Origin of the sequence: Sphingobium scionense, assembly GCF_014197035.1 — a bacterium.
GTDB classification, from domain to species: Bacteria; Pseudomonadota; Alphaproteobacteria; order Sphingomonadales; family Sphingomonadaceae; genus Sphingobium; species Sphingobium scionense.
The window spans coordinates 66,909-90,655 of the sequence record NZ_JACIEU010000001.1 but is presented as its reverse complement, the minus strand read 5'-3'; the positions used below and the strand labels follow the sequence as shown (position 1 = coordinate 90,655).

Below are 23,747 nucleotides of genomic sequence, written 5' to 3'. Positions count from 1 at the left end.
GTTGAATGCCCTTATGCGCCGAATTTATATGCAAGAATAATAATGATTTTTGGGAACGTCATAGCTTGGAGCTATGGATCATGATGTCCAGCAGCGCCTCGCCCAGCCGCGACAGGCGCGCATCCTTCAGCTTGCGGATGCCGATACTGCGCTGGAAGGTCGCTTCGCGAATGGCGATCGCGCGCAGCACGCCGATCGACAGTTCGGCCGCCGCCACCTTCATCGGCAGGATGGTCAGCCGGCTGCTGTTCCGCACCATCGCCTTGGTCGTCAGCAGCGAATCGCACCGGATCACGTCCTGCGGCACGGGCACGCCCGCTGCCATGAACAGCGCATCGATCTGCCGGCGAAAGGCGCCGCGCGCCTCCGGCAGCACCCAGCGCTTGGCCATCATGTCGCGCAGCGACACCTCGGCCGGCAGATGGTCGTTGCGGCGCCCGACCACCAGCGCGAACGGATCCTGCGCAAAGGTGATTTCCTCAATGCCTTCGGGCGGCTCCTCCAGCCCCGTGGTGACGAAGGCCAGCTCGATCTCGCCCCGGTGCAGCATGTCGGCCAGGTCATGGTCGGGCCGCTCCACCGCGTGCAGCGCGAAATGGCCCATCTTGTCCTCCAGCCGCCGCACCGCGTCGGGCAGCAGGCTGACGAGGGCGCCCGGCGTGCCGCCGACGCGGAGCGGCCCGGTCACGCCCGCGCGCGCCAGTCGCAATTCCTCCTCCGCGCCGCTGATCAGGCTGTCGACCGCCTCCGCCCGGCGCAGCAGCACTTCGCCCTCCGGCGTCAGGCTGATGCCGCTGCGCGACCGGGCGAACAGGGCTGCGCCCACCGACTGTTCCAGTTGCGCGATCGCATTGGACACCGATGGCTGGGAGATGTTGAGCAGTCGCGCGCCGCCGCTGATCGAATTGGCACGGCAGACGGCGAGGAAGGTGCGAAGCGCGCGGGGATCGATCATCGGCCTAGATAGCCCGACCATCGCCGCGCACAACAAGACAATCTAGCCCTCGGTGCCGCTCGCCTCCCGCACCAGCGCGATCAGGGCGGCGGGGCTGCTGGCGCCGGTCTTGGCGACGATCGCGGCGCGATGATCCTCGATCGTCTTGGGGCTCAGCGACAGGGCGGCGGCGACCATCTTGTTGCTCATCCCCTGGGCCAGGCAGTGCAGCACCTCGCGCTCGCGCGGGGTCAGCGGCGCCAGCCGGGCCAGCGCCCCGCGTCGCTGCCGGCTCCAGCGTGCGCCCTCGGCCACCGCCGCCAGCAGCCGGCCCTCGTCGATCGGCTTTTCCAGATAGTCGAGACCGCCATAGCGGCGCACCGAATCCACCGCGCTGCTGGTGGTCGGCCAGGCGGTCATGAAGATGATCGCCACCGCCGGATCCTGCGCCCGCATCCGCTCGGCAAAGGCAAAGCCGTCCATGTCCGCCATCATCACGTCGGTGACCAGGCAATGGGCCGGCTCGTCGGCTTGCGCCGCCAGCATGGCCCTGGGCGTGTCGAACGCCTGGGTGCGATAGCCGTGCCGGCCCAGCAACCGCGCCACCGCCCGGCCCAGATCAGGGTCGTCATCGACCACATGGATGATGGCGGGATCGGCCGGGTCAGTCATGGCTGGGTTCCGTGCGGGGCAGGGACAGGCTGGCGCGCGCGCGGCCCTGCGCGATGTCGCGGGTCAGCGTGCCGCCATGGGCGTCGGCGATGGCACGCGCCACCAGCAGGCCGATGCCCATGCCGCCATAGTCTGGGGTGGGGGAAGGGACCGGGTTGGCGACGTGGATCGTCACCTGATCGGCCCGGCTTTCCACGCCGATCTCGATGGTCGATCCGGGCGCCGCCAGCATCGCGTTGCGCAGCAGGTTGAGCAATATCTGGGTCAGTTCGATCTCATGCCCGGTCACGCGCAACCGCGCATCCATCGGCGGCAGTCTGATGGTGCAGCCCAGGCTGCGCGCCTCGCCGCCGACCATGCCGGCACAGTCGCGCAGCATCTGGCCGACGATGATCGGCGATGGCTCGTCGACCGCGCGCCCGCCAAAGCTGCGCAGCCGTCGCACCATGTCGGCCAGCAAAGCCGCCTTGCGATCGACCAGCTCGATACTCTCCCGCATTTCGGCGGGGTCGGGCTGCGGATCGCGCGACAGGGCGAACAGATGCCGGGTCTCGATCGCCAGCGTCGACAGCGGCTGGCTGATCTCGTGGATGATCGCCACCGACATCGCGCGCAGCGTCTTCAACCGTTCGGCCTGGAACAGGATGCGGTCGCGCCGGGCGATATCCTCGCGGGCGCGGATCTGCGCCTCGGCAAAGCTGCCGGCAAGATAGGTGGCGATCGCCATGGCGGCGAGGCCCATGTGCAGCGCGAAGCGGGTGGCGCTGGCCGACAATGGTGCCGACCAGGGCAGGATGATCGCCGCCGACAGGATGATCGCGATCCACGCGCCCAGCCGGCCGCAGCGCAACCCCGCCCAGATCGCGCCGATCAGCACCGGGGTGATGGCGATCTGTGGCTCGACCCGCGCCAGTCCCCAGGCGAGCAGCCAGCCAAAGGCAAAGACGCTTGCCGCCTCGATCGCGCGGCCACGGCCGATCGGCATCAGCCGCCGTGTTCCTTCGTCGCGGGTGCCGATCCACAGCAAGGGCGGCGCGATCAGCAGCACGCCCAGCAAATCGCCGACCAGGAAGGCGGCGATGGTGGTCGCCACCGGCTGGGTCGGCAGGCTGCTCGACACACCGGGCCATTGCCATTCCCAGAAACCGGCGGTGAAGGAGGCGAGGGTTGGCGCCAGCACGGCGGCCAGGCCAAAGGGCATGGGCGCGATCGCCAGTTCCGACCGGCTGCGCCGCTCGATGAAGCGTGCCAGTGCGATCATCAGGCCATAGGCGGCGGGCGCGCGTGCTACCCCGCCCAGCTGATTGAGATATTCGGGGCCGCCGGGCAGGATCGTCCCGGTCAGCGACTGGATCAGACATTCTTCGACGATCAGGACCGGCGTGAAGCGCGCGCCGATCCGCCACAGCAGCGCCAGTCGCACGCCGGCGGCGGGATACCAGAGGCTGAAGAAATGGGCGCCGCCCCACGGGCTGGCCGCCATATGCGCCAGCTTGAACGCAAAGGGATAGGCCAGCAGCAGCGCCACCAGCCGCCAGTCGATGGCGCGCGCCTCCAGGCGAAAAGGGCGCGGCCGGGCGCTCATGGGGGACAGGGTGGCCATGGCCCTGTCCTAGCCCGGATCACCCGCCTGCCAAGCCGGGAAATTCCCTGCCGTTTCAATCTTATCCGGGAATTAACCGGATAGGCCGGGCGCTGCCGCGCCGCCATCACGGGCAGGACCGTTTGGGGGCAACGCCTTTCGGTTGCCGGGCGGCGCATTGCGACCCGCGTCGCCCGGCCCCACAGACGCCGGCATCTTCCGCCTGGCATGGATGGAAGGACATCCCATGAGCGTGATCGGAACCAACAGCGCAGCGCTGCGCGCGCAGCGGGCGATCGAGGCGGCCACCAAGGCCCAGGGCCAGGCAAGCGAGAAATTGTCGACCGGCAAGCGGATCAATTCGGCCAAGGATGATGCGGCCGGCATGGCCATCGCCCAGACCATGACCAGCCAGTTGCGCGGCATGGAAGTGGCCAAGCGCAACGCGGCCGACGCCATATCGCTGACCCAGACGGCCGAAGGGGTTTTGGGCGAGGTTCAGAACAGCCTGCAGCGGATGCGCGAATTGACGCTTCAGGCGGCCAATGGCGTCAACCGGCCGGAGGATCGCGCCGCGCTCCAGACCGAGCTGGACCAGACCGTCGCCCATATCAACGCGCTGCTGCAGAACAGCGAGTTCAACGGCGTGAACCTGTTTTCGAACACCGCGCAGGGTGTCGCCGCCCGCGATTATAATGCGGATGGCGATTTCCTCGATTATGGCCAAAGTGAAATCTATCACAGCGCCGGCAGCACGGGCATCAATGTCCAGGCCGGTGCCAATGCGACCGACAATGTCGCCATCACCCTGCCGACCTTGCGCAGCAATGGCGATGATTTCGCCCTGCTCGGCACCGACCTGGCGGTGAATGGAAGGATGCGGTTCGTGGGGATCAGCAATATCGATCTGACCCTGGACTATGATGTTGATGTGGCTGCCGTCTACCGCACCAATGATGTCGGCAGCACCGGCTGGATGGACCCGGAAGGCTATGTCGCCTTCACCGATTCCGACTATAAATCCTATGCCCAGATCGGCGTGACCGCGCAGCAGGGTCTGGCGGTGATCGACGCGGCGCTCGCGCAGATTTCGACCGCCCGCGTCAATCTGGGCGCGGCGCAGAGCCGGCTGGAATCCATCTCCAGCCAGCTCGACGCCAATATCGTAAACCTGACCGACGCCCGCTCGCGGATCGAGGATGCGGACTTCTCCACCGAATCCACCGCGCTCGCCAAGAGCCAGATCCTGTCGCAGGCGGCGACGGCGATGCTGGCCCAGGCTAATGCCCGGCAACAGGATGTGCTGAAACTGCTCGAATGATCCGCGCGCCCCGGCTAGGACCGCTGCGGACATTCAGCGGGAGAGGCGGGAATGATGAAGTGGGGCATGGCCCTTTGCCTGCTGCTGGGCAGCGCAGCGGCGGCGCAGGCGGGCGATGTGCCCCGGTTCGATGTCGCGATCACGGTCGATGATCTGCCCGCCCATGGCCAGTTGCCGCCCGGCACCACCCGCGCCGATATCGCCCGCCGCTTCCTCGCGACCCTGAAGGCGCATCATGTCGCGCAGGCCTATGGCTTCGTCAATGCGCGCGGTCTCGCGGACGATCCGGCGTCGGACGCGGTGCTGACGCTCTGGCGCAAGGCGGGCTATCCGCTCGCCAACCACAGCTACAGCCACCTCAATCTCGACGGCGCGCCCTCGCTCGACGCCTGGCAGGCGGACGTGATCGCGGGCGAGCCGGCGCTGGAACAGCATATGGGGAAAGAGGACTGGCACTGGCTGCGCTTCCCCAACCTGTCGAGCGGCAAGGATGCGCCCCGCCATGACGGCGCCGCCGCCTTCCTGAAACAGCGCGGCTATCGCATCGCCAGCGTCAGCCTGGCTTTCGAGGACTGGGATTATAGCGACGCCTATGCCCGATGCCGCGCGCAGGGCGACGATCGCACGATCGCGGCGATGAAGCGCCACTATCTGGCCGTGGTCGATCAGGCGATCGCGCGGGCAAAGGCCAATGCCCAGCGCGTCCATGGTCGCCCGATCCCGCATGTGCTGCTGCTCCATGTTGGCGCCTGGACCGCCGACACATTACCCGATGTCATGGCCCGGCTCGACGCCGCCGGCGCGCGCTATATCCCATTGGCGCAGGCGGAGGCCGACCCGGCCTATGCCCAGGCCGAAGCCCTGCCGGGTGGCGGCGGCATCATCGAACGGGTGGCGCAGGCGCGGGGCATCGCGCTCCCCGCCGATAGCGCGCCGGCACCCGGAATCGACCTGCGCCAGGCCTGCCGCACCCCCGGCTGAGGCGACTTCACCTTGCATTCAGCGCGCGACCGATAGAATGGCGCGCAATATGATCATGGGTAAAAGCCGGCATGGCCGGGCGCTGACAATCTTCCTGCCTTTCCTGGCCCTGACCGCGGGTGCGACATCCGCGGCGCAGGCGACGACCTATTATGTCAACAGCGCCACCGGCAATGATCGCGCCGCCGGCACCACCGCCGACCAGCCCTGGCGCAGCCTGGCGCGGGTGCGCGACTATCCGCTGATGCCGGGCGATCAGGTGCTGCTGATGGCCGGATCGCGTTGGCAGGAGCCGCTCACCATCACCCGATCGGGCCGGTCCGGCGCGCCGATCAGCGTCGCCGCTTTCGGCACCGGCGCACGGCCGCGCATCGACGCAGGCGGCGTCTCGCCCCATGGCGTGGGCGTCCTCAACGCCGAATATGTCAGCGTCAGCGGGCTGGAAGTCACCAACGACAATCCCGCCCCGGCCCAGCGTTTCGGCGTGCTGGTCTCCGCGGTCGACCGGGGCGTGACGCGCGGTATCCGCATCAGCGACATGTATATCCACGACGTGCGTGGCGTGAATGATCGCAAGGATAATGGCGGCATCGTCTTCAGCGCGACCGGCAAGAAGCTGCCGACCCGCTTCCAGGATCTGGTGATCGAACGCAATATCGTCTGGAAGGTGAATCGCTCCGGCATTGCCGGCATCGCCGACCGGATCAGCGCCAGGGACTGGTTCCCCAGCGAAAAGATCGTGATCCGCGACAATCTGGTCGAGGATATTGGCGGCGACGGCATCGTCCCGCGCGGCACGGACGGCGCGCTGATCGAACATAATATCGTGCGCTATGCCGGCGCCCGAGCGCCGGGCTATAATGCCGGCATCTGGCAGTGGAGCACCGACAACAGCCTGATCCAGCTCAACGAGGCCGCCTATACCCGCACTCGCTATGACGGGCAGGGGTTCGACAGCGACTTCAATTCGCGCCGCACGACATTGCTCTACAATTACAGCCACGACAATGCCGGCGGCTTCCTGCTGATCTGCTCGCCCGGCCGCAACGACAAGGATAATCTGGGCAATCGCGGCACCGTCGCGCGCTACAATGTCAGCCGCAACGACGCGCTGCGCATCTTCCAGCTCGCCGGCAATGTCTCCGACGTGCTGGTGGAAAAAAATGTGATCCATGTCGGCAAGGGTATGGATGTGCAGATGGTGGTGGCGACCAACTGGGACGGCTGGGCGCAGGATGTCCGCATCGTCGAAAATGACTTCAAGGTCGCCGGCACTGCCCGCTATGGCAGCGAAAGTGGCCGCTCCGGCCCCGATTATCTCATCAAGGCGGGATTCGCCCCGGCCCAATTTATCCGCTTCCGCGACAATCGTTACTGGGGCAGCCATGTCGACCTGCCGGCCGAGGCGGCGGGCGACGTGATCCCGCCCTATCTCGACCAGCCCGCCGACTGGCAGGTGCCGGTGTTCGACCCGGCGAGGGCAGAGGGCTTTCCCGAATTCATCGCCCGGCACCGCGCCTGGATGCTGGCCATGCTGCAACGCGAACTGGGCCAGCCGGTGCAGCCGCGCCAGCCGCGCCGCATCTCCATCTTCGAAGCGCGCCGCTGACCGGTGGCGCGGGCGGCATGCGCCGCCCGCGTCCGGCGATCACCCGCCCATCACAGGGTGAGCGAGATGCGCCCGTCGACCTTGCCGGCACGCAATTCGTCCAGCACGGCATTCACCTCGTCGAACGGCCGGGGCGTGACATGCGCCTTCACCTTGCCCTCGACCGCGAAGGCGATCGCTTCGGCCAGGTCGCGGCGCGTGCCGACGATCGACCCGCGCACGGTCACGCGCTTGAGCACCACGTCGAAGATCGGCGTCGGAAAATCGCCCGGCGGCAGGCCGACCAGGCTGACGGTCGCGCGCCGGCGGGTGCAGGCGATCGCCTGGGCAAAGGCGGGGGGAGACACCGCCGTCACCAGCACGCCATGGGCGCCACCGCCGGTCGCATTCTGGACTTCCGCCACGACATTGTCGGCCCGCGCATCCAGCGCCAGGTCGGCGCCCAGCGACCGGGCCAGCTCCAGCTTGCTCTCGCCAATGTCCAGCGCGATGACATGCAGGCCCATCGCCTTGGCATATTGCACGGCGACATGGCCCAGCCCGCCGACGCCGGAAATGGTCACCCATTCGCCCGGCTTCGCCTCGGTTTCCTTCAACCCCTTGTAGACGGTGACGCCGGCGCACAGGATCGGCGCCATCGTCACGAAATCGACAGTGTCGGGCAGGCGGCCGGCAAAGGGCGCGCTGGCGATCGCATATTCGGCATAGGTGCCGTTGACGCTGTAGCCGGTATTATGCTGCCGCTCGCACAGCGTTTCCCAGCCGGTCTCGCAATATTCGCAAGCGCGGCAGGCGTCGTGCAGCCAGGGGATGCCCACGGAGTCGCCCTCCTTCAGGTCGGTGACACCCGCGCCCAGCGCCACGACATGGCCCACGCCCTCATGGCCGGGGATCAGCGGCAGGGTCGGCTTCACCGGCCAGTCGCCATCGATCGCGTGCAGATCGGTATGGCACACGCCACTGGCGACGATCTTGACCAGCACCTCGCCGGGGCCGGGCTGCGGTATCGCTATCTCCTCGATCGTCAGCGGTGCCTTGAACGTCCGGGCAATCGCGGCTCGCATGGTCGTCGGCATGATTTCCTCCTTCTTCTGCGGCTGTTGGGCTGTGGATAATGGCGGTCAGATATCCTCGAACCAGGCGAGCCGGTGGGCGGCCAGCTTTTCGAGTTCCAGCAGGGCGAACATCGCCGCGCCCAGGCCGATGATCATCAGCCCGTCGGCCAGCGACAGCGGCCGGCTGTCGAAAATATCGTGCATGAACGGCGCATAGGTAAAGAGCAATTGGGCGATCACCACCGCCATAATCGCCGCCAGCACGATCGGCGTGCCCAGCGCGCCGCGCAGCGTCAGCGATCGCATATGCAGGAAGCGCACGTTGAACAGATAGAATATCTCGCCCACGATCAGCATGTTGACCACCATGGTCCGGGCGGTGGCCAGGTCCTGGCCGACATGCTGGGCATAGAAGAAGATGCCCAGCGACATCGCCCCCATCAGCACCGATACCAGCATGATGCGCCACAGCAGGAAGGGGGAGAGCAGAGGGGCGCCGGCGGCACGCGGTCGCCGCTCCATCGTCCCCGGCTCGGTCGGCTCGAACGCCAGCACCAGCCCCAGCGTCACCGTCAGCACCAGGTTGATCCACAATATCTGCGTCGCCGTCATCGGCAGGGCAAAGCCGGCGATGATCGCGATCACCACCGCCAGCGTCTCGCCGCCATTGGTCGGCAGGGTCCAGCTGATGACCTTGCGGATATTGTCATAGACGGTGCGCCCTTCGCGCACGGCCGCCACGATCGATGCGAAATTGTCGTCCAGCAGCACCATCTCGGCCGCCTCCTTGGCGGCCTCCGTGCCCTTGATCCCCATCGCCGTGCCGACATCGGCCTGTTTCAGCGACGGCGCGTCGTTGACGCCGTCGCCGGTCATGGCGACGACCAGCCCGTGCGACTGCAGCGCGCGGACGATGCGCAGCTTATGCTCGGGGGAGGAGCGGGCGAACACATCGACATCGCGTACCCGCGCCGCCAGCGCCTCATCGTCCAGCGCCTCGACCTCCGCGCCGCTCATCGCCTGGGGATCATCGTCCAGCGCCAGTTGCCGGGCGATGGCGATCGCGGTGCCGACATGGTCGCCGGTGATCATCTTGACCGCGATACCGGCCGACCGGCACTGGGCGATCGCCTGCCGCGCCTCTTCGCGCGGCGGATCGATGAAGCCCATCAGGCCCAACAGCTCGACCCCGTTCTTCAGATCGTCGAAGCCGATCCGGTCGGGCGTCCCGGCGATCCGCTTGACGGCAAAGCCCAGCAGGCGCTCGCCCCGGTCGGCGGCGGCTGACAGCCGCGCGTCCCAGGCGGGGATATCCGCGCCGGCCATCGTCAGCAGCGCTTCGGGCGCGCCCTTGATGAAGATGGCGCTGCTGCCATCGGGCGCGCGGTGCAGCGTCGCCATGAAGCGATAGGCGGCGTCGAACGGGATTTCGTCGATTCGCGGCCATTCCTCGCGCACATGGTCGGCGCTCAGCCCCGCCTTCATCGCCAGCGCCACCAGCGCGCCCTCCATCGGGTCGCCCTGCACGGTCCAGCCGTCATCACCGTGGCGCAGCAAAGCGTCATTGCACAGCAGGCCGCAGCGCAGGATCGGCGCGGCATCGGCCAGCCTCTCGGCATCGTCGCCGCCGTCGACAACGCTGATGGCGCCGACCGGCGCATAGCCCGATCCGCTGACATGCAGGTCGCCGCCCGGCAGCAGCAGGTGGCGCACCGTCATCTCGTTGCGGGTCAGCGTGCCGGTCTTGTCTGTGCAGATGACCGACGTGGCCCCCAGCGTCTCGACCGCCGGCAGGCGCCGGATCACCGCCTGGCGCGCGGCCATGCGCTGCACGCCGATGGCCAGCGTGATGGTGATGACGGCGGGCAACCCCTCCGGCACTACGCCGACCGACAGGGCGACGATCGCGATCAGCGCATCGATCCAGTGGAAACCGCGCGCCAGCACCGCGAACAGGAACAGGACGACCGCGCCGGCCAGCACCGACCAGGTCATCAGCCGGGCGAAATCGTCGATCTGCCGCACCAGCGGCGTCTTGCCGACCTCGACCGCCTTCAACATGCCGCTGATCCGGCCGATCTGGGTATGGCTGCCGGTCTCGACCACCAGGCCGGTCGCCTGGCCGGCGGCGACCAGCGTGCCGGAAAAGGCCATGTTGCTCTGGTCGGCGATGCCGGCGTCGGCGGCGATCAGCACCTGATGCTTTTCCGCCGCGACCGATTCACCGGTCAGCGCCGCCTCGTCGATCAGCAGGCCGCGCGCACGCAGCAGCCGGATGTCGGCCGGCACCCGGTCGCCCGCTTCCAGCAGCACGATGTCACCCGGCACCAGATCGGGCACCGCCACGACGCGCCGTTCACCGTCGCGCAGCACCGTTGCATGCGGCGCGATCATGTCCTGGATCGCGCCCAGCGCTTCTTCGGCCTTGCCCTCCTGGATGAAGCCGACCACCGCATTCACCAGCACCACGGCCAGGATCACGGCGGCATCGATGCCATGGTTCAGGAGCAGCGCGATCAGCGCCGCGCCGATCAGGAAATAGATCAGCACGCTGTTGAAATGCGCCAGGAAGCGCAGCAGCGGATGCTGGCGTGGTGCTTCGGGCAGGGCGTTGGGGCCATAGCGCCGCAGCCGGGCCTCGGCGTCGCGCTGGTCCAGCCCGGTCGCTTCGACGGACAGCGTTGCCAGCGCCTCTTCGGGCGGCAACGCATGCCAGGCAACGGGCGGGGCAGAGGACATCGGCTTCCCTTTCAGTCGCGTCGAGCGGCCGGGGGCAAGCCACCCGACGGTCAGCGCACCAGCGCGAAGCCGATCCGCAATCTTGTTATGGAACGATTATAGTCCAACAGGTTCTCGCCATATCCGGCAAATCCCTGAGCGAACAAATAGAGATCGGGGCCGCCGCCCAGCAGGCGCGGCAGCGGATAGGACAGGTCGGCGTTGATCGCGCCCTTGCCCGATCCGAAATTGAACCGGCTGTTGGTCGACAGGCGCAACCCGTCATCATCGCCGACCTGCAGGAACAGGCCGGCATGGCCGCGATAGCGGACGATATCGGGATTATCGGACTTGTCGCCAACATAGAAGGTCAGGCGTGGCGCCACCAGCAACCGCCGTTCCTCGCCCAGCGAGAAGGCCGCCATCGGCGCGACATAAAAACTGTTGATGCTGCGCGACGCATCGCCGTCCCGGCCGTTGGATTCGTGCCGAAGTCCGCCCTGCAGCGCCAGCGACATGCCGTTCTTCAGCATCCGGGTCGGCGTCACATAGATGATCTCGGGCTGATAATCGATGTTGCGGAAGGGCATGGAATTGGCGCCCAGATCCCAGAACATGCGCTGGGTATAGGCGAAATGCAGGCCGTCCCGCCAGGAACTGGGCAGGTGTGCGGCGTCGCGCGACCCGAACAACCGATATTCGAAGCTCAACTGCAACCGGGCATCGGTATTGGTGCCGGGGCCATAGACCGCATAGATGGGCTCATAGGGTGCCAGATTGCCGATGAAGGCATTGCCCGCGCTGCGATCGGCCGGCGGCGCGACCGGTGGCGGCACCGGGGTTCCGGGCGGTGGCGGCGGCGGTGGGACCGGCACCGGCGAAGCGGCCGCCATCCGCGCGGCAGCCGCGCCATGCAGCGCCACCTGCGGCGAATTCCAGGCCGGGATCGACAGCAACGCCCCCTCGGCCATGTCGCTGGCGGCCAGTTGATAGCGCGCCTGGGCAAAGCCACCCGGCGCAATCTCCACCGTCTCCGGCACGCCCGGTGCCCGGCGCAGCCACAGCCGGCGCGTGGCGCCATCCTGTTCCACCAGCGCCTCCACCCGGTCGGGCAGCGGCATGGCGGCGGGCGCCGTGCCCATGTTGAGGAAGCGCAGCTCGATCGCGGCCATGCCCTGCGCATCGGTCGCGCCGATCCGGCCGATCAGCGTCTCGACCGGCGCCTGCGCCCGCAGCATCGTCGGGCAAAGCGCGGTGCCGGCAATCAGCAGCAGATGGACGCGCGCGCGGCAGGCGCGTGCGAAAAGGCGATCGATCATCTTCTATCCCTGGCCAGTTGGTCCGCCCGGACGGAGTCAACCGGACAGGGATGAGGATAACAATCCTGTCAAATCAATACAAACAGCCTCGACCTCACGGCGCCAGCCGGTCCACGCTCAGGCGCTGGCCGTCATATTCGGCAAAGCCCCGGCTGCGCGGCTGCCCGTCGGCTTGGGGCGTGAAGTCGATCGCGGCGGGCTTGGGGCCGCCCAGCGGCCCGAACGTCATCTGCAGCTTCATGATGCCGGGCTTGGGGCCGGTCAGGCGGATATCGGCTTCGTAACTGGACTGGCCGCGCATGTTGATCTGCGTCGTCTCGCGCCCGCTATAGACCTGCTTCCCGTCGTCGCTGAAATCGACATAGATTTTCTCGATGGCGCCGCTCGTCCGCCGATAGAGGATATGCCCCGACCGCCGGCCATAGACCTTCACGTCGATATTCTGGCTCTTGCCTGCCAGCGCCGGCAGGGTGGACAGGTCCGCCTCGCCATAGGGCAGATGATCGGGCACGGCGCGCGGGGCGACCGCCGGCCCCGCCTTGTATCCCGGCAGGGTGACAATCTGGACTCGCTTGGTTTCGCTGCCGCGCAACCCCTCGATCCAGGTCGCCCGGCGGCTGTCGGGGTGCCAGGACATGGGCGAATGAAACACCCAGTCGGCCTGGCTGCTGAGGTTCGCGCCCTGATAGCCATTCTCGCGCTGCGACCGGGCGATGTCGATCAGCGCCGGCCCGACATTGCCCGGCCGCGCCGTGCGCACGCCGGTGACGGCATAGGTATAGGCGAACATGCTCAGCCCCATGTTCAGGCTGTCGGGATAGGGGCGGGGCATCAGCCCCAATATCGCCGGGTCGGTCTGCGAAAAGCGGGTGGTCATCACCATGCCCAGCCGCTCGTCGGGCGAGAAGATCGTCGTCTCGGTATAGCCCGGCGTGTCGGTGATCGGTGTCACCTTGCCGCCCGCCAGGTCCATCACCACCGAATCGGGCAGGTCGCGTTTTACCGCGCCGACCAGCGACAGGGCGCTGCCGCCATGGACGAACTGCTTCACCTCGCCGCCGCGGATCGGCGAAGGGATGACGCCATCGGCATGGACCGGATCGGGGCGGAAGGGATCGCTGCTGCTGATGATCTGCGGCCGGGCGACGACATAGCCGTCCGGGCCGCGCGTCAGTTCGCCGGTCAGCACGGCGGCGGAATAATTGGCGAGCAACGTCGTCCAGGCGATATGGCGATTGTCCGGCGCGACCACCATTTCCGACCAGCGATGCCAGATATGCGCGCCATCGGCCACCTGCGGCGGATAGGTGACGGGCACCAGTTGCGCCTGCGTGCAATCGTCCAGGCTGGTCGGGCATTCGATCACGAAATCGCCCAGGAAGATGCGCTTATTGTCGGCAAACACCATGTAGCGGATGCCATTATCCTTCGGCCGGGCTGGGATCGTCCCGCTGAAGACCGGGCGGATATGGCTGCCATCATCGTCCATGATGGCCAGGTTGATCTGCCGTGGATCGCTCTCGCCGGGCCTGGCATAGGTCAGCAATATCCGCCCCGACGGCGTGTAGGTGGCGCTTTGCGGTCGCATGTCGGCGGGCAATGTCAGGGTGCGGATCACCGGCTGGCCGAACAGCGCGCCTTGCGCCTTGGGCCGGGCCAGGGTCGGTCCGCCATCCAGTGCCAGCCCGCCGATCAGGATGGGCAGCATGGCCAACATGGGCAGCCGGCGGGAAGGGGGCTTGGTCACCAATATCTCTCCTCTTCTCGGCCTTGGCCCAGGGGTGCGGGGCGGCCGTCCGCTCTGCTGATGGCGCCTGCCCGCCGGCCGGCAAGCACCAATCCGTTACGCGGAAAGAGGGCTTGCCAATGTCCCGCAAAACCGGGCATTTTCCAGCCTGCGCTTCGCGAACGGGCAGGGCGATACAGCGGGGCGGACGAGGGGAGCAGGCGATTTTCAACCGACGCATCTTGCTGGAGCTGTGGGCGATGCTGCTACTGGCCGGCATCATCGGCTTCATGGGGCCGTTCGGCACCTATATGCGCGACGGGCTGCCGGGGCGGATCGGCCATTGGTGGCTGCTGCTGATGGGCGCCTATATCCTCGTCCGGCCGGCGATCTGGCTGCTGCGCGGCCTCGCCCGGCGGATCGACCTGTCGGTGTCGATCACCGTCTTTTCCGGCGTTTCGCTCTGCGTCGTGCCGCTGGCCTTCCTCTGGCGCAATGTCGGCCGCACCGCCTTTCGCGACCTGGACGGCTTCACCGGCCTGCTGCCCTTTTCCTTCCTCTGTGCGCTCACCGTGCTGGTCGTCACCCACTGGGCCGAACAGGCCGACCGGCGACTGGCTCAGCGCGATGTCGTGCCGCGGCCTATGAATGCCCCGCTTCCCGAAGAGGCCGCCACAACATCCTCCACCGAACCCGCCCTGCGCCATCGCCTGTCGGCCGGCTTTGCCGGGCCGATCCTCGCGCTGCAGAGCGAGGATCATTATGTCCGCGTCCATGGCGCGGGCGGCAGCGAATTGCTGTTGATGCGGCTGCGCGACGCGATCGCGGAGATGGACGGGGTTGCCGGCGCGCAGGTGCATCGCAGCTGGTGGATCGCCCACCACGCCATCCTGCGTTGCGATCCCGCCGGGCGCAGCTGGCTCATCACCCTGGATGGCGGGATCAGCGTCCCCGTCGCGCGCGATTCGGTCGCCCGGCTGCAACGGGCCGGCTTCCTGCCCGCATCCTGACCCGCGTCCTGACTCGCTCTGGCGGGCAAAAGAAAACCCCGCCGGAGCAAGCTCAACGACGGGGCCAGGTTCAGGGAGGTGTCACTCCAAAGGGGGGGAAGAGTGACAGGACCAATCTAGGAAGCTGCGCGCCCCTTTCAAGCATCACCCCTGCATTTTTATCGTCGGCCGCGCCCATGTCATCGGTCCTATTGCACGGCTGAACCCGCTATTTCGGCCATTTCCGCTACGGTAACCGGTCATGTCGTGAATATGGCTGAATACGTATGCTGGATGCTGTGCAGAGGGACGGGGGCGGCGCTATTTGAACCAGACCGACACATGTCGGCAAGAAACGCTCAAGATGCGTCCTGGGGAGGATCACTGTCATGCATCAATTCCGTCATACCGTCCTGCGCGCTGCGCTGCTGGCAGGGGCTTCCTTCTCGTTCGCCGCGATCGCCCATGCGCAGACCGACGCCGAAACCGCGACGCCCGCCGCACCCGCCGCCGGCGAATCCGAAGGCATCGTCGTCACCGGCATCCGCGCCTCGCTCGCCTCCGCCGCCAAGGTGAAGCGCGATTCCGTCCTGATCGTCGATTCCATCTCGGCCGAAGATGTCGGCAAGCTGCCCGACGTGTCGATCGCGGACTCGCTTGCCCGTCTGCCTGGCGTTACCGCCCAGCGCCTCGAAGGTCGCGACCAGCGCCTGTCGATCCGCGGCCTTGGCCCGGACTTCTCGACCACCCTGCTCAATGGCCGCGAACAGGTCACCGTCGGCGACAATCGCGGCGTCGAATATGACCAGTATCCGTCGGAATTCTTCCAGAACGTCAATGTCTACAAGAGCGCGGACGCCGCCCTGATCGCCGCCGGCATTTCCGGCACGGTCGACCTGCGCATGCTGCGTCCGCTCGACAAGAATGACCGCATCCTCGCCGTGTCGCTGCGCGGCCAGATGAACGGCATGGACAAGCTCAATCCCGATGGCGAACGCTATGGCTATCGCGCCTCGGCCACCTATGTCGATCAGTTCGCTGACGACACGCTGGGCCTGTCGCTGGGCTTCGCCGCCTCGCAGACCCCCTCGCAGAACGAGCGCTTCAACAGCTGGGGCTATCCCACCGATGCCGACGGCAACCTGATCATCGGCGGCGCCAAGCCCTATGTTCAGTCGAACCTGCTCAAGCGCTACGGCATGGTCGGCACGCTGGAATGGCAGCCGAGCGACAATTTCCACTCGACCTTCGACGTCCTCGCTTCGCATTTCGAGGAAGAACAGCGCCTGCGCGGCATCGAATTCCCGCTCGTCTGGGGCAGCAATGTCGGCGTCAGCGACGTGACGGTCGAAAATGGCTTCGTCACCGGCGCCACCTTCTCCAACGTCTATGGCGTCCAGCGCAACGACTATAACAAGCGCAAGGCCGACACCATCTCGCTCGGCTGGAACAACGACATCCGCCTGAACGATCGGCTCAAGCTCAATGTCGACGCCAGCTGGTCGCGCGCCAAGCGCACCGACTTCCTGCTCGAAACCTATTCGGGCACCGGCTATCTCCGGTCGGGCGTGTCCGACACGGTGCGCGTCGAGCGCCAGTCGAACGGCCTGTTCAGCATCGTGCCGACGCTCGACTATACCGATACCAACGTCATCAGCCTGACCGACCCCAATGGCTGGGGCTATAACGGCACCACCGCCGTCGTGCAGGCGGGCTTCCTCAACCGGCCCAAGTTCATCGACGACATGAAGTCGTTCCGCGCCAACCTGGTCGGCGACATTTCCGGCAGCATCTTCAGCAACTGGGAAGTCGGCGGCAATTACAGCCGGCGCAAGAAGACCAGCGCCTATACCAGCTATTTCCTCTGCCCGACCGGCGGCACGGACTGCACCATCGCCAATGGCACGCCCGGCTCGGCGCCGGTGCCGCAGGAAGCTCTGCTCGGCAAGAATGTCTCGCTCGACTATCTGGGCGTGCCGGCGATGCTGACGCTCGACCCGCTCTATCTCTACAACAACACGCTCGACGCCGTGTTCGACAATCGCCCCTCTTCGCTGGTGCGCGACAATGTCGTGAAGGAAGACGTCTTCACCGGCTATGCCAAGATGACGCTGGACGGCGATCTGGGTGGCAAGCCGCTCAAGGGCGCGATCGGCGTGCAGGTGATCCACACCCGCCAGGCGTCGACCGGCACCATCTCCAACTTTTCCAACGGTGTCGTCACGGTGGTTCCGGCTTCGGGCAAGGACAGCTTCACCAATTTCCTGCCCAGCGCGCAATTCTCGGTCGAGCTGGAACCCGGCTTCTTCGTGAAGATGGGCGCGGCCCAGACCATGGTCCGTCCGCGCATGGACCAGGAACGGATCAACCAGGAATATAGCTTCAACCTGGCCAATGTCGGCCTCGGCTCCGATCCGCAATACAGCCCGTTCAGCTCGAACGGCGGCAACATCGCGCTGCGTCCCTATCAGTCGACCAATATCGACCTGTCGATCGAGAAATATTTCCCGGGCGGCGGTTATGTCTCGCTTGCGGGCTATTTCAAGAATCTGACCGACTTCGTCGATCCCAACAACAATATCGCCTATGATTTCTCCGACGTGCTGGCCTCGCTGCCCGCCGACATCCGCAACCAGATCATCGCCGACGGCAGCTATATCGGCCTGCTGAAGGCCCCGGCCAACACCGGCAAGGGCACGATCATGGGGGCGGAGGGCACCGTCTCGCTGCCGTTCAAGCTGTTCAGCGAAACGCTCGACGGCTTCGGTATCTTCGCCAGCGGTTCCTACACCCACAGCGAAGTCAAATATGGCAGCAACCCGACCGATGTCGTCACCCTGCCGGGCCTGTCCAAATGGGTCGCCAGCGGCACCGCTTATTATGAAAAGAGCGGTTTCCAGGCGCGCGTCTCCTATCGCTATCGCTCCTCCTTCCTGGGCGAAGTCGCCGGCCTCTCGGCCGCGCCGACCTTCCGCACCGCCAAGGCGGAGGGGATTCTCGACGCGCAGATCGGTTATGAATTCCAGTCGGGGCCGCTCACCGGCCTGTCGATCCTGCTCCAGGGCAAGAACCTCACCGACCAGCCCTTCGTCACCTATCAGAATGGCGATAAGCGCCAGGTCATCGACTATCAGCGCTATGGCCGCGATTATTATCTGGGCCTGACCTATAAGTTCTGACCGGCCTCCGGACCGGTCGGGCAAGTCCTGAAATCCCTCCCCGGATTGCCCGACTGCACGCGGGCAATCCCCCTCCCCGGACCGCCGCCCCTTTAAGGGGAGGGCGGTCCGTTTTTCTTTGGGGGGAGAAGAGATCAGATCTTTCGTCTCCCCTCCCTTCTAGGGAGGGGTTGGGGGTGGGTGCCGCCGAGGCACTCGGCGGCCCTGTTCAAGATAGCCTCCACCACACCATCCGGATTCTCGATCACGTCGCCATTCCAGAAGCGCCACACCGCCCAGCCCTGTTCGATCAGAAACAGGGAGCGGCGGTCGTCATAGGCCTGCGCATCCAGATGCTGGCTCCCGTCGAATTCGATTGCCAGTTTCGCCGAACGGCATGCCAGATCGACAATATAGGGGCCGATGACCAACTGCCTCGTGAAGCGCGGGCGATAGCGGGATATGCGCAACCAGATCATCCGCTCCGCAACGGTCTGACCGTTGCGCAGCGCGCGGGCATTGGCCGTCATATGTTCAGGAACGCGGCGCATGAGGCCAAGCTAGCAAGGCTCGCTCCGCTCGCCTACCCACCCCCAACCCCTCCCTGAAAGGGAGGGGAGGGAAGCGCGTGGTTACTATAAGACAATGTCGCCCAAAATTGATCTGAGGTCCATTAGACACTCCCAAAATGAAAAGTCGAATGAATCCGTTTCAGAATGCGGCTTCCTCGGCCACAATTTCCATAACTTCCGTGATAAGCTCTTCCAGAAGGGCCTCCTCTTCCTCACCAAATGGCAGATTGAGGTTTGCGGCACGCTCGCGGATATCGTTCAATCGTGGATCAGCTATTTCGGTAGATGTGAAATAATCCCAATCACCATAGCCGCCCTTACCTTCGAGGAAATCCCGAAGATATGTGGCGACCTCCTGCGGAGATCGTTCGACTGGCTTTTCGAAAGGGAGCAATGCCAGCTTGAGGACCAAGGCTGCAGGAGCGATGATGAAGAAACCAACCATTCTCAAGGGAAGCAGAGTAAGCGACCGAATGGAGGATGCGGCAGATGATCGCACGATACTCTGTCCCCTAAGCCGTCATCCGCGTGACCAAGCGCGGCGCCAGCAGCGTCGGTGTCACCGGCTTGCGGTCGATCTGGCCGATCAGCGCGTCGACCAGCACCTCGCCCGCGCGCAGATAGTCCTGCGCCACGGTGGTCAGCGGCTGTCGTGTCAGGCTGGCGGCGGGGATGTCGTCGAAGCCGATCAGGGCGACGTCGCCCGGCACAGACAGCCCATGTTCGTCCAGCGCCCGCAATGCGCCGATCGCGATCAGATCCGACCCGGCAAAGATCGAGTCGAACTTCACGTCGCGCGCGATCAGGCGGCTCGCCCCCTCATAGCCCGATTGCTCGGTCGACAGTGCATCGACATGCAGGCCGGGGTCGACCGCATGGCCGGCCTCGCGCAGCACGTCGGACAGGCCGGCATAACGGTCGCGAAACTCGGGATAATGGCTCGATGCGTCACCCAGAAAGGCGATCCGGCTGCATCCGCGCGCGATCAGGTGGGCGCCCGCGTCGCGCCCGCCGCGCCGATTGTCGCAGCCGATCGTCATCCCCAATGCATGCTGGTCCACCGACCCCCAGCGCACGAAATGCGTGCCCTGCGCCACCAGCTGCTCCAGCCGGATGCGATAGATTTCATAGTCGCCATAGCCCAGCAGGATGATGCCGTCGGCCTTGCGGCTATCCTCATAATCGACATGCCAGTCGGTCGACAGCTGCTGGAAACTGGTGAGCAGATCATAGCCGCGCTTGGCGCAGGTCTGCAGGATCGGCCCCAGCATCGACAGAAAGAAGGGGTTGATCCAGCTTTCGTCGGGCAGCAGATCCTCGAAGAACAGCAGTGCGAGCGTATTGCTCTTGCCCCGCCGCAGCGACGATGCATTCTTGTCCACCGTATAGTTGAGCTGCCGGGCGATAGCCTCGATCCGCAGCCGCGTCCCCTCGCTCACCGTCTTGTCGCCGCGCAGGGCGCGCGACACGGTGGGCTGGGACACGCCCGCCAGGGTGGCGATGTCGAAGGATGTGACTTTGTCGTTGGCGCCCATCGCCGGACCCTACGCCCCCGCGTTCGGCTTGGGAAGGCGGTGGCTCTGAATACGTATGCCGCTCCCTTGGCCCGCCCTGTCCCCGCCGACTAAGAAGGGGCCAAGCCGCGGCACTCGGGCACAAGCGGCAATGGGAGGGATGAAGGCCATGCGCGGACGAACGGCAATGCTGCTGGCTGCGCTCTGCGCGCTTTCCGCTCCGGCGATGGCGCAGAATGATGGTTTCCGCGCCCGCCTGCCCGAAGATGAAGTCATCTATTTCGTCCTGCCCGACCGGTTCGACAATGCCGATGCCGCCAATGACAAGGGCGGCCTCAAGGGCGACCGGCTCCAGACCGGCTATGATCCCGCGTCCAAGGGCTTCTACCATGGCGGCGACATCAAGGGGCTGATCCGCCGGCTCGACTATATTCAGGGTCTGGGCGCCACCGCCATCTGGGTCGGCCCGATCTTCCGCAACAAGCCGGTGCAGGGGCCGAAGGGGCAGGAAAGCGCCGGCTATCACGGCTACTGGATCACCGATTTCGAACATGTCGACCCGCATTTCGGCACCGACGCCGATTTTGCCGCGCTGGTGAAGGCCGCCCATGGCCGGGGGATGAAGGTCTATATGGACATCATCGCCAACCATACGGCCGACGTGATCCGATATCGCGAATGCGCCGACCGGCCCTGTCCCTATCGGTCGCGTGCCGACTATCCCTATCAGCGCCGCGGCGGCGTGGCCGGCCCGGCGATCAATCCGGGCTTTGCCGGCGACGCCGATCACAGCGAGGCCAATTTCGCGAAGCTCACCGACCCGGCCTATGCCTATACCCCCTTCGTGCCCAAGGGCGAGCAGGCGGTTAAGAACCCGGCCTGGCTCAACGATGTGCGCTATTATCATAATCGCGGCGAGACGACCTATTCGGGCGAGAGCGCGACCATGGGCGACTTTGCCGGGCTCGACGATCTGATGACAGAACATCCGCGCGTGATCGCCGGCATGATCGACATTTTCGGCGGCTGGATCGACCGCTTCGGCATTGACGGCTTCCGCATCGACACCGCCCGTCATGTCGAACCGCATTTCTGGCAGCAGTTCGTCCCCGCCATGCAGGCGCGGGCCAGGGCGCGCGGCATCCCCAATTTCCATGTCTTTGGCGAAGTCTATGTCGAGACGGTCGATGCCGGCCCGCTTGCCTGGCACACCCGCGAAGGTGGCTTCCCCGCCGTGCTCGACTTCGCCTTCCGCCAGGCCGCGCTGGAAACCGTCGCGGGCAAGGCGGCGACCGCCACCTGGGAACGGATGCTGACCGGCGACGCCCTCTATCAGGGCGGTGCCGCCACCGCGCGCCAGTTGCCCACCTTCGTCAGCAATCATGATGCGGGCCGCTTCGCCACCTTCGTCCGTCGCGCCTTCCCGCAGGCGGGCGAGGATGAAGTGCTGCGCCGGGTGATGCTCGCCAACGCCATGCTGCTGACGCTACGCGGCGTGCCGACCATCTATTATGGCGATGAACAGGGTTTCGTCGGCGACGGCGGCGATCAGGACGCGCGCGAGGATATGTTCGGCAGCCAGGTGGCGAGCTACAACGACAATCGCCTGCTCGGCAGCGATGCGACCACCGCCACGCCGCGCTTCGACCCCGCCCATCCGCTCTATCGCGAGATCGCGGCGCTCGCCCGGCTGCGCACCGGCCATGCCGCGCTGCGCCGGGGCAGCGAGACGATCCGCGCGCGGGGCGACGAACCGGGCCTGTTCGCCGTCTCCCGCTTCGATCCCGACACCGGCGCGGAATATCTGATCGCCTTCAACACATCGACCGCGCCGATCAGGGCGCAGGTCCAGGTGGACGCCGCCTCGACCGCCTTCGACACCCTTGCCGGGGCGGCCTGTGCCCCGCGCGCCGCCGCGCCCGGCAGCCTCGCCCTTAACCTTCCTCCCCTTGGCTACAGCGTCTGCGCTGTACGGAGCAGCATTCCGCAATGACCGACACGGCCCTCTGGTGGCGCGGCGCCACCATCTACCAGATCTATCCGCGCAGCTTCGCCGACTCCAATGGCGATGGCATCGGCGATCTGGCCGGCATCACCGCCCATCTCCCCTATGTCGCCTCGCTCGGCGTCGACGCCATCTGGCTCTCGCCCTTCTTCAAGAGCCCGATGCGCGACTTCGGCTATGACGTGTCGGATTATTGCGATGTCGATCCGATCTTCGGCACGCTCGCCGATTTCGACGCGCTGATCGCCCGCGCCCATGACCTCGGCCTGCGCATCATCGTCGATCAGGTCTGGGCGCATACGTCCGACGAACATCCCTGGTTCATCGAAAGCCGCTCCAGCCGCCACAACGACCACGCCGACTGGTATGTCTGGGCCGATGCCAGGCCCGACGGCACGCCGCCCAACAACTGGCAGTCGGTGTTCGGCGGCCCGGCCTGGACCTGGGACGCGCGGCGCGGCCAATATTATATGCACAATTTCCTGAAGGAGCAGCCGCAGATCAACCTGCACAACGGCAAGGTGCAGGCGGCGGTGCTGGATATCGTGCGCTTCTGGCTCGATCGCGGCGTCGACGGCTTCCGCATCGATGCGATCAACCATTCGATGCCCGACCCGCAATTGCGCGACAATCCGCCCGCGCCACAGGATGGCCGCGTCCGCACGCGCCCCTATGATTTCCAGATCAAGCGCTACAGCCAGAGCCACCCGGACATTCCGCTGTTCCTGGAAAAGGTGCGTTCGGTGTTCGACGAATATCCCGATCGCTTCACCGTCGCCGAAGTCGGCGGGGATGACAGCGATGCGGAGATGAAGGCCTTCACCCAGGGCGATCATCGCCTCAACACCGCCTATGGCTTCGACTTCCTCTACGCCCCCAGGCTGACGGCTCCGTTCCTCAAAGACGCGCTGTCGCGCTGGCCGGCGGAGCAGGGGATTGGCTGGCCGAGCTGGGCGTTCGAAAATCATGACGCACCGCGCGCCGTCTCGCGCTGGGCCGGCGACATCGACGCCCATGCCTATTGCCGGATGAAGATGCTGCTGCTCGCCTGTCTGCGCGGCAATATCTTCCTCTATTATGGCGAGGAACTGGGCCTGCCACAGGTCGATATCGCGTTCGAGGATCTGCAGGATCCCGAAGCGATCGCCAACTGGCCGCTGACCCTGTCGCGCGACGGTGCCCGCACGCCCATGCCCTGGACCGGCGCGGCCCCCTGGCTCGGCTTCTCCGATACCAAGCCCTGGCTGCCGGTGGGGGAGGCGCATCGCCCGCTCGCCGTCGATGCGCAGGAAGCCGACCCCGCCTCGCTGCTCCACTGGACGCGCGACGTGTTGGCCCTGCGCAATGCCACCCCGGCGCTGCGCAGCGGCACGATCGATTTTCTCGACACGCCCGACGATCTGCTCGCCTTTGAACGGACGCAGGACGGGCAGCAGCGCCTCTGCGTCTTCAACCTCGGCACCAGCCCCGTCGCCTGGCGCCCGGCCGATGCGGACCGCTGGCAGGTCGAACTGTCGACCGGCAGCATCGCCGACTGGAATTTCGCCCCCGCATCCGGCCTCGTCGCCGCCTTCCAAGTTTAAGGACGTTCC

At 66.1% G+C, this 23,747-nt stretch carries 17 protein-coding genes; 7 read left to right on the top strand and 10 right to left on the bottom strand.

Translation table 11 applies throughout. The features are described 5' to 3' along the window. Window positions 1-58: 58 nt before the first annotated feature. Genes GGQ90_RS00365 through GGQ90_RS00355 form a run of 3 tightly spaced genes read right to left on the bottom strand, consistent with a single transcriptional unit; the run spans window position 59 to window position 3,191 of the window. Window positions 59-955, bottom strand: a complete 897-nt coding sequence (locus tag GGQ90_RS00365; protein WP_010338918.1) for a LysR family transcriptional regulator — start codon at window positions 953-955, stop codon at window positions 59-61. A gap of 42 nt (window positions 956-997) precedes the next feature. Beyond that, the gene (locus GGQ90_RS00360) at window positions 998-1,606 is read right to left on the bottom strand and encodes a response regulator transcription factor (RefSeq protein WP_188080288.1); all 609 of its coding nucleotides are present in this window, start codon (window positions 1,604-1,606) and stop codon (window positions 998-1,000) included. Then, a complete protein-coding gene (locus tag GGQ90_RS00355; protein ID WP_246428073.1) occupies window positions 1,599-3,191 on the bottom strand; it encodes a sensor histidine kinase in 1,593 nt (530 codons plus the stop codon). The genes GGQ90_RS00360 and GGQ90_RS00355 overlap by 8 nt, the downstream gene beginning before the upstream one ends. Before the next feature lie 244 nt (window positions 3,192-3,435). Here GGQ90_RS00355 and GGQ90_RS00350 point away from each other — a divergent pair, with 244 nt between their 5' ends. The 3 genes from GGQ90_RS00350 to GGQ90_RS00340 are packed head-to-tail and all read left to right on the top strand — an operon-like array spanning window position 3,436 to window position 7,099. Then, window positions 3,436-4,509 (top strand): flagellin N-terminal helical domain-containing protein, encoded by a 1,074-nt coding sequence (locus GGQ90_RS00350; RefSeq protein ID WP_188080286.1) that lies wholly within the window; start codon window positions 3,436-3,438, stop codon window positions 4,507-4,509. 51 nt (window positions 4,510-4,560) lie between these two features. Continuing rightward, complete coding sequence (locus tag GGQ90_RS00345) at window positions 4,561-5,490, top strand: polysaccharide deacetylase family protein (protein WP_188080285.1); 930 nt, start codon at window positions 4,561-4,563, stop codon at window positions 5,488-5,490. Window positions 5,491-5,545: 55 nt separating this feature from the next. After that, entirely contained in the window at window positions 5,546-7,099 is a 1,554-nt protein-coding gene (locus GGQ90_RS00340) for a right-handed parallel beta-helix repeat-containing protein (protein WP_246428072.1), read from the top strand. A 50-nt stretch (window positions 7,100-7,149) separates the two neighbouring features. Here the strand turns inward: GGQ90_RS00340 and GGQ90_RS00335 are convergent, their stop codons facing one another. From GGQ90_RS00335 to GGQ90_RS00320, 4 genes are all read right to left on the bottom strand, one after another. Further along, window positions 7,150-8,175 carry a zinc-dependent alcohol dehydrogenase gene (locus GGQ90_RS00335; protein ID WP_188080283.1) on the bottom strand — a complete coding sequence of 342 codons (1,026 nt, stop codon included), beginning with the start codon at window positions 8,173-8,175 and terminating at the stop codon, window positions 7,150-7,152. Window positions 8,176-8,220: 45 nt separating this feature from the next. Then, entirely contained in the window at window positions 8,221-10,893 is a 2,673-nt protein-coding gene (locus tag GGQ90_RS00330; protein ID WP_188080282.1) for an HAD-IC family P-type ATPase, read from the bottom strand. A 50-nt stretch (window positions 10,894-10,943) separates the two neighbouring features. Beyond that, the gene (locus tag GGQ90_RS00325; RefSeq protein ID WP_188080281.1) at window positions 10,944-12,191 is read right to left on the bottom strand and encodes a phospholipase A; all 1,248 of its coding nucleotides are present in this window, start codon (window positions 12,189-12,191) and stop codon (window positions 10,944-10,946) included. Window positions 12,192-12,285: 94 nt separating this feature from the next. After that, window positions 12,286-13,938, bottom strand: coding sequence for a hypothetical protein (locus GGQ90_RS00320; protein WP_188080280.1), 1,653 nt, complete (start codon window positions 13,936-13,938; stop codon window positions 12,286-12,288). A gap of 239 nt (window positions 13,939-14,177) precedes the next feature. Between GGQ90_RS00320 and GGQ90_RS00315 the strand changes: the two genes are divergently transcribed. Next, window positions 14,178-14,927, top strand: coding sequence for a LytTR family DNA-binding domain-containing protein (locus GGQ90_RS00315; protein WP_188080279.1), 750 nt, complete (start codon window positions 14,178-14,180; stop codon window positions 14,925-14,927). A 368-nt stretch (window positions 14,928-15,295) separates the two neighbouring features. Further along, window positions 15,296-18,085, top strand: a complete 2,790-nt coding sequence (locus GGQ90_RS00310; RefSeq protein WP_188080278.1) for a TonB-dependent receptor — start codon at window positions 15,296-15,298, stop codon at window positions 18,083-18,085. Between the two features lie 134 nt (window positions 18,086-18,219). Here GGQ90_RS00310 and GGQ90_RS00305 read toward each other — a convergent pair whose 3' ends face one another. From GGQ90_RS00305 to GGQ90_RS00295, 3 genes are all read right to left on the bottom strand, one after another. Then, window positions 18,220-18,615: an endonuclease domain-containing protein gene (locus GGQ90_RS00305; RefSeq protein WP_188080277.1), complete on the bottom strand. Its 396-nt coding sequence runs from the start codon at window positions 18,613-18,615 to the stop codon at window positions 18,220-18,222. A 160-nt stretch (window positions 18,616-18,775) separates the two neighbouring features. Then, window positions 18,776-19,081, bottom strand: a complete 306-nt coding sequence (locus tag GGQ90_RS00300) for a hypothetical protein (RefSeq protein WP_188080276.1) — start codon at window positions 19,079-19,081, stop codon at window positions 18,776-18,778. 67 nt (window positions 19,082-19,148) lie between these two features. Further along, a complete protein-coding gene (locus GGQ90_RS00295) occupies window positions 19,149-20,171 on the bottom strand; it encodes a LacI family DNA-binding transcriptional regulator (RefSeq protein ID WP_188080275.1) in 1,023 nt (340 codons plus the stop codon). Window positions 20,172-20,319: 148 nt separating this feature from the next. On the opposite strand from GGQ90_RS00295, the gene GGQ90_RS00290 reads away from it, so the two are divergent. Next, on the top strand, window positions 20,320-22,143 hold the full coding sequence (locus GGQ90_RS00290; protein ID WP_188080274.1) for an alpha-amylase family glycosyl hydrolase: 1,824 nt from the start codon (window positions 20,320-20,322) through the stop codon (window positions 22,141-22,143). After that, window positions 22,140-23,738, top strand: coding sequence for an alpha-glucosidase (locus tag GGQ90_RS00285; RefSeq protein WP_188080273.1), 1,599 nt, complete (start codon window positions 22,140-22,142; stop codon window positions 23,736-23,738). The genes GGQ90_RS00290 and GGQ90_RS00285 overlap by 4 nt, the downstream gene beginning before the upstream one ends. Window positions 23,739-23,747 lie beyond the last annotated feature (9 nt).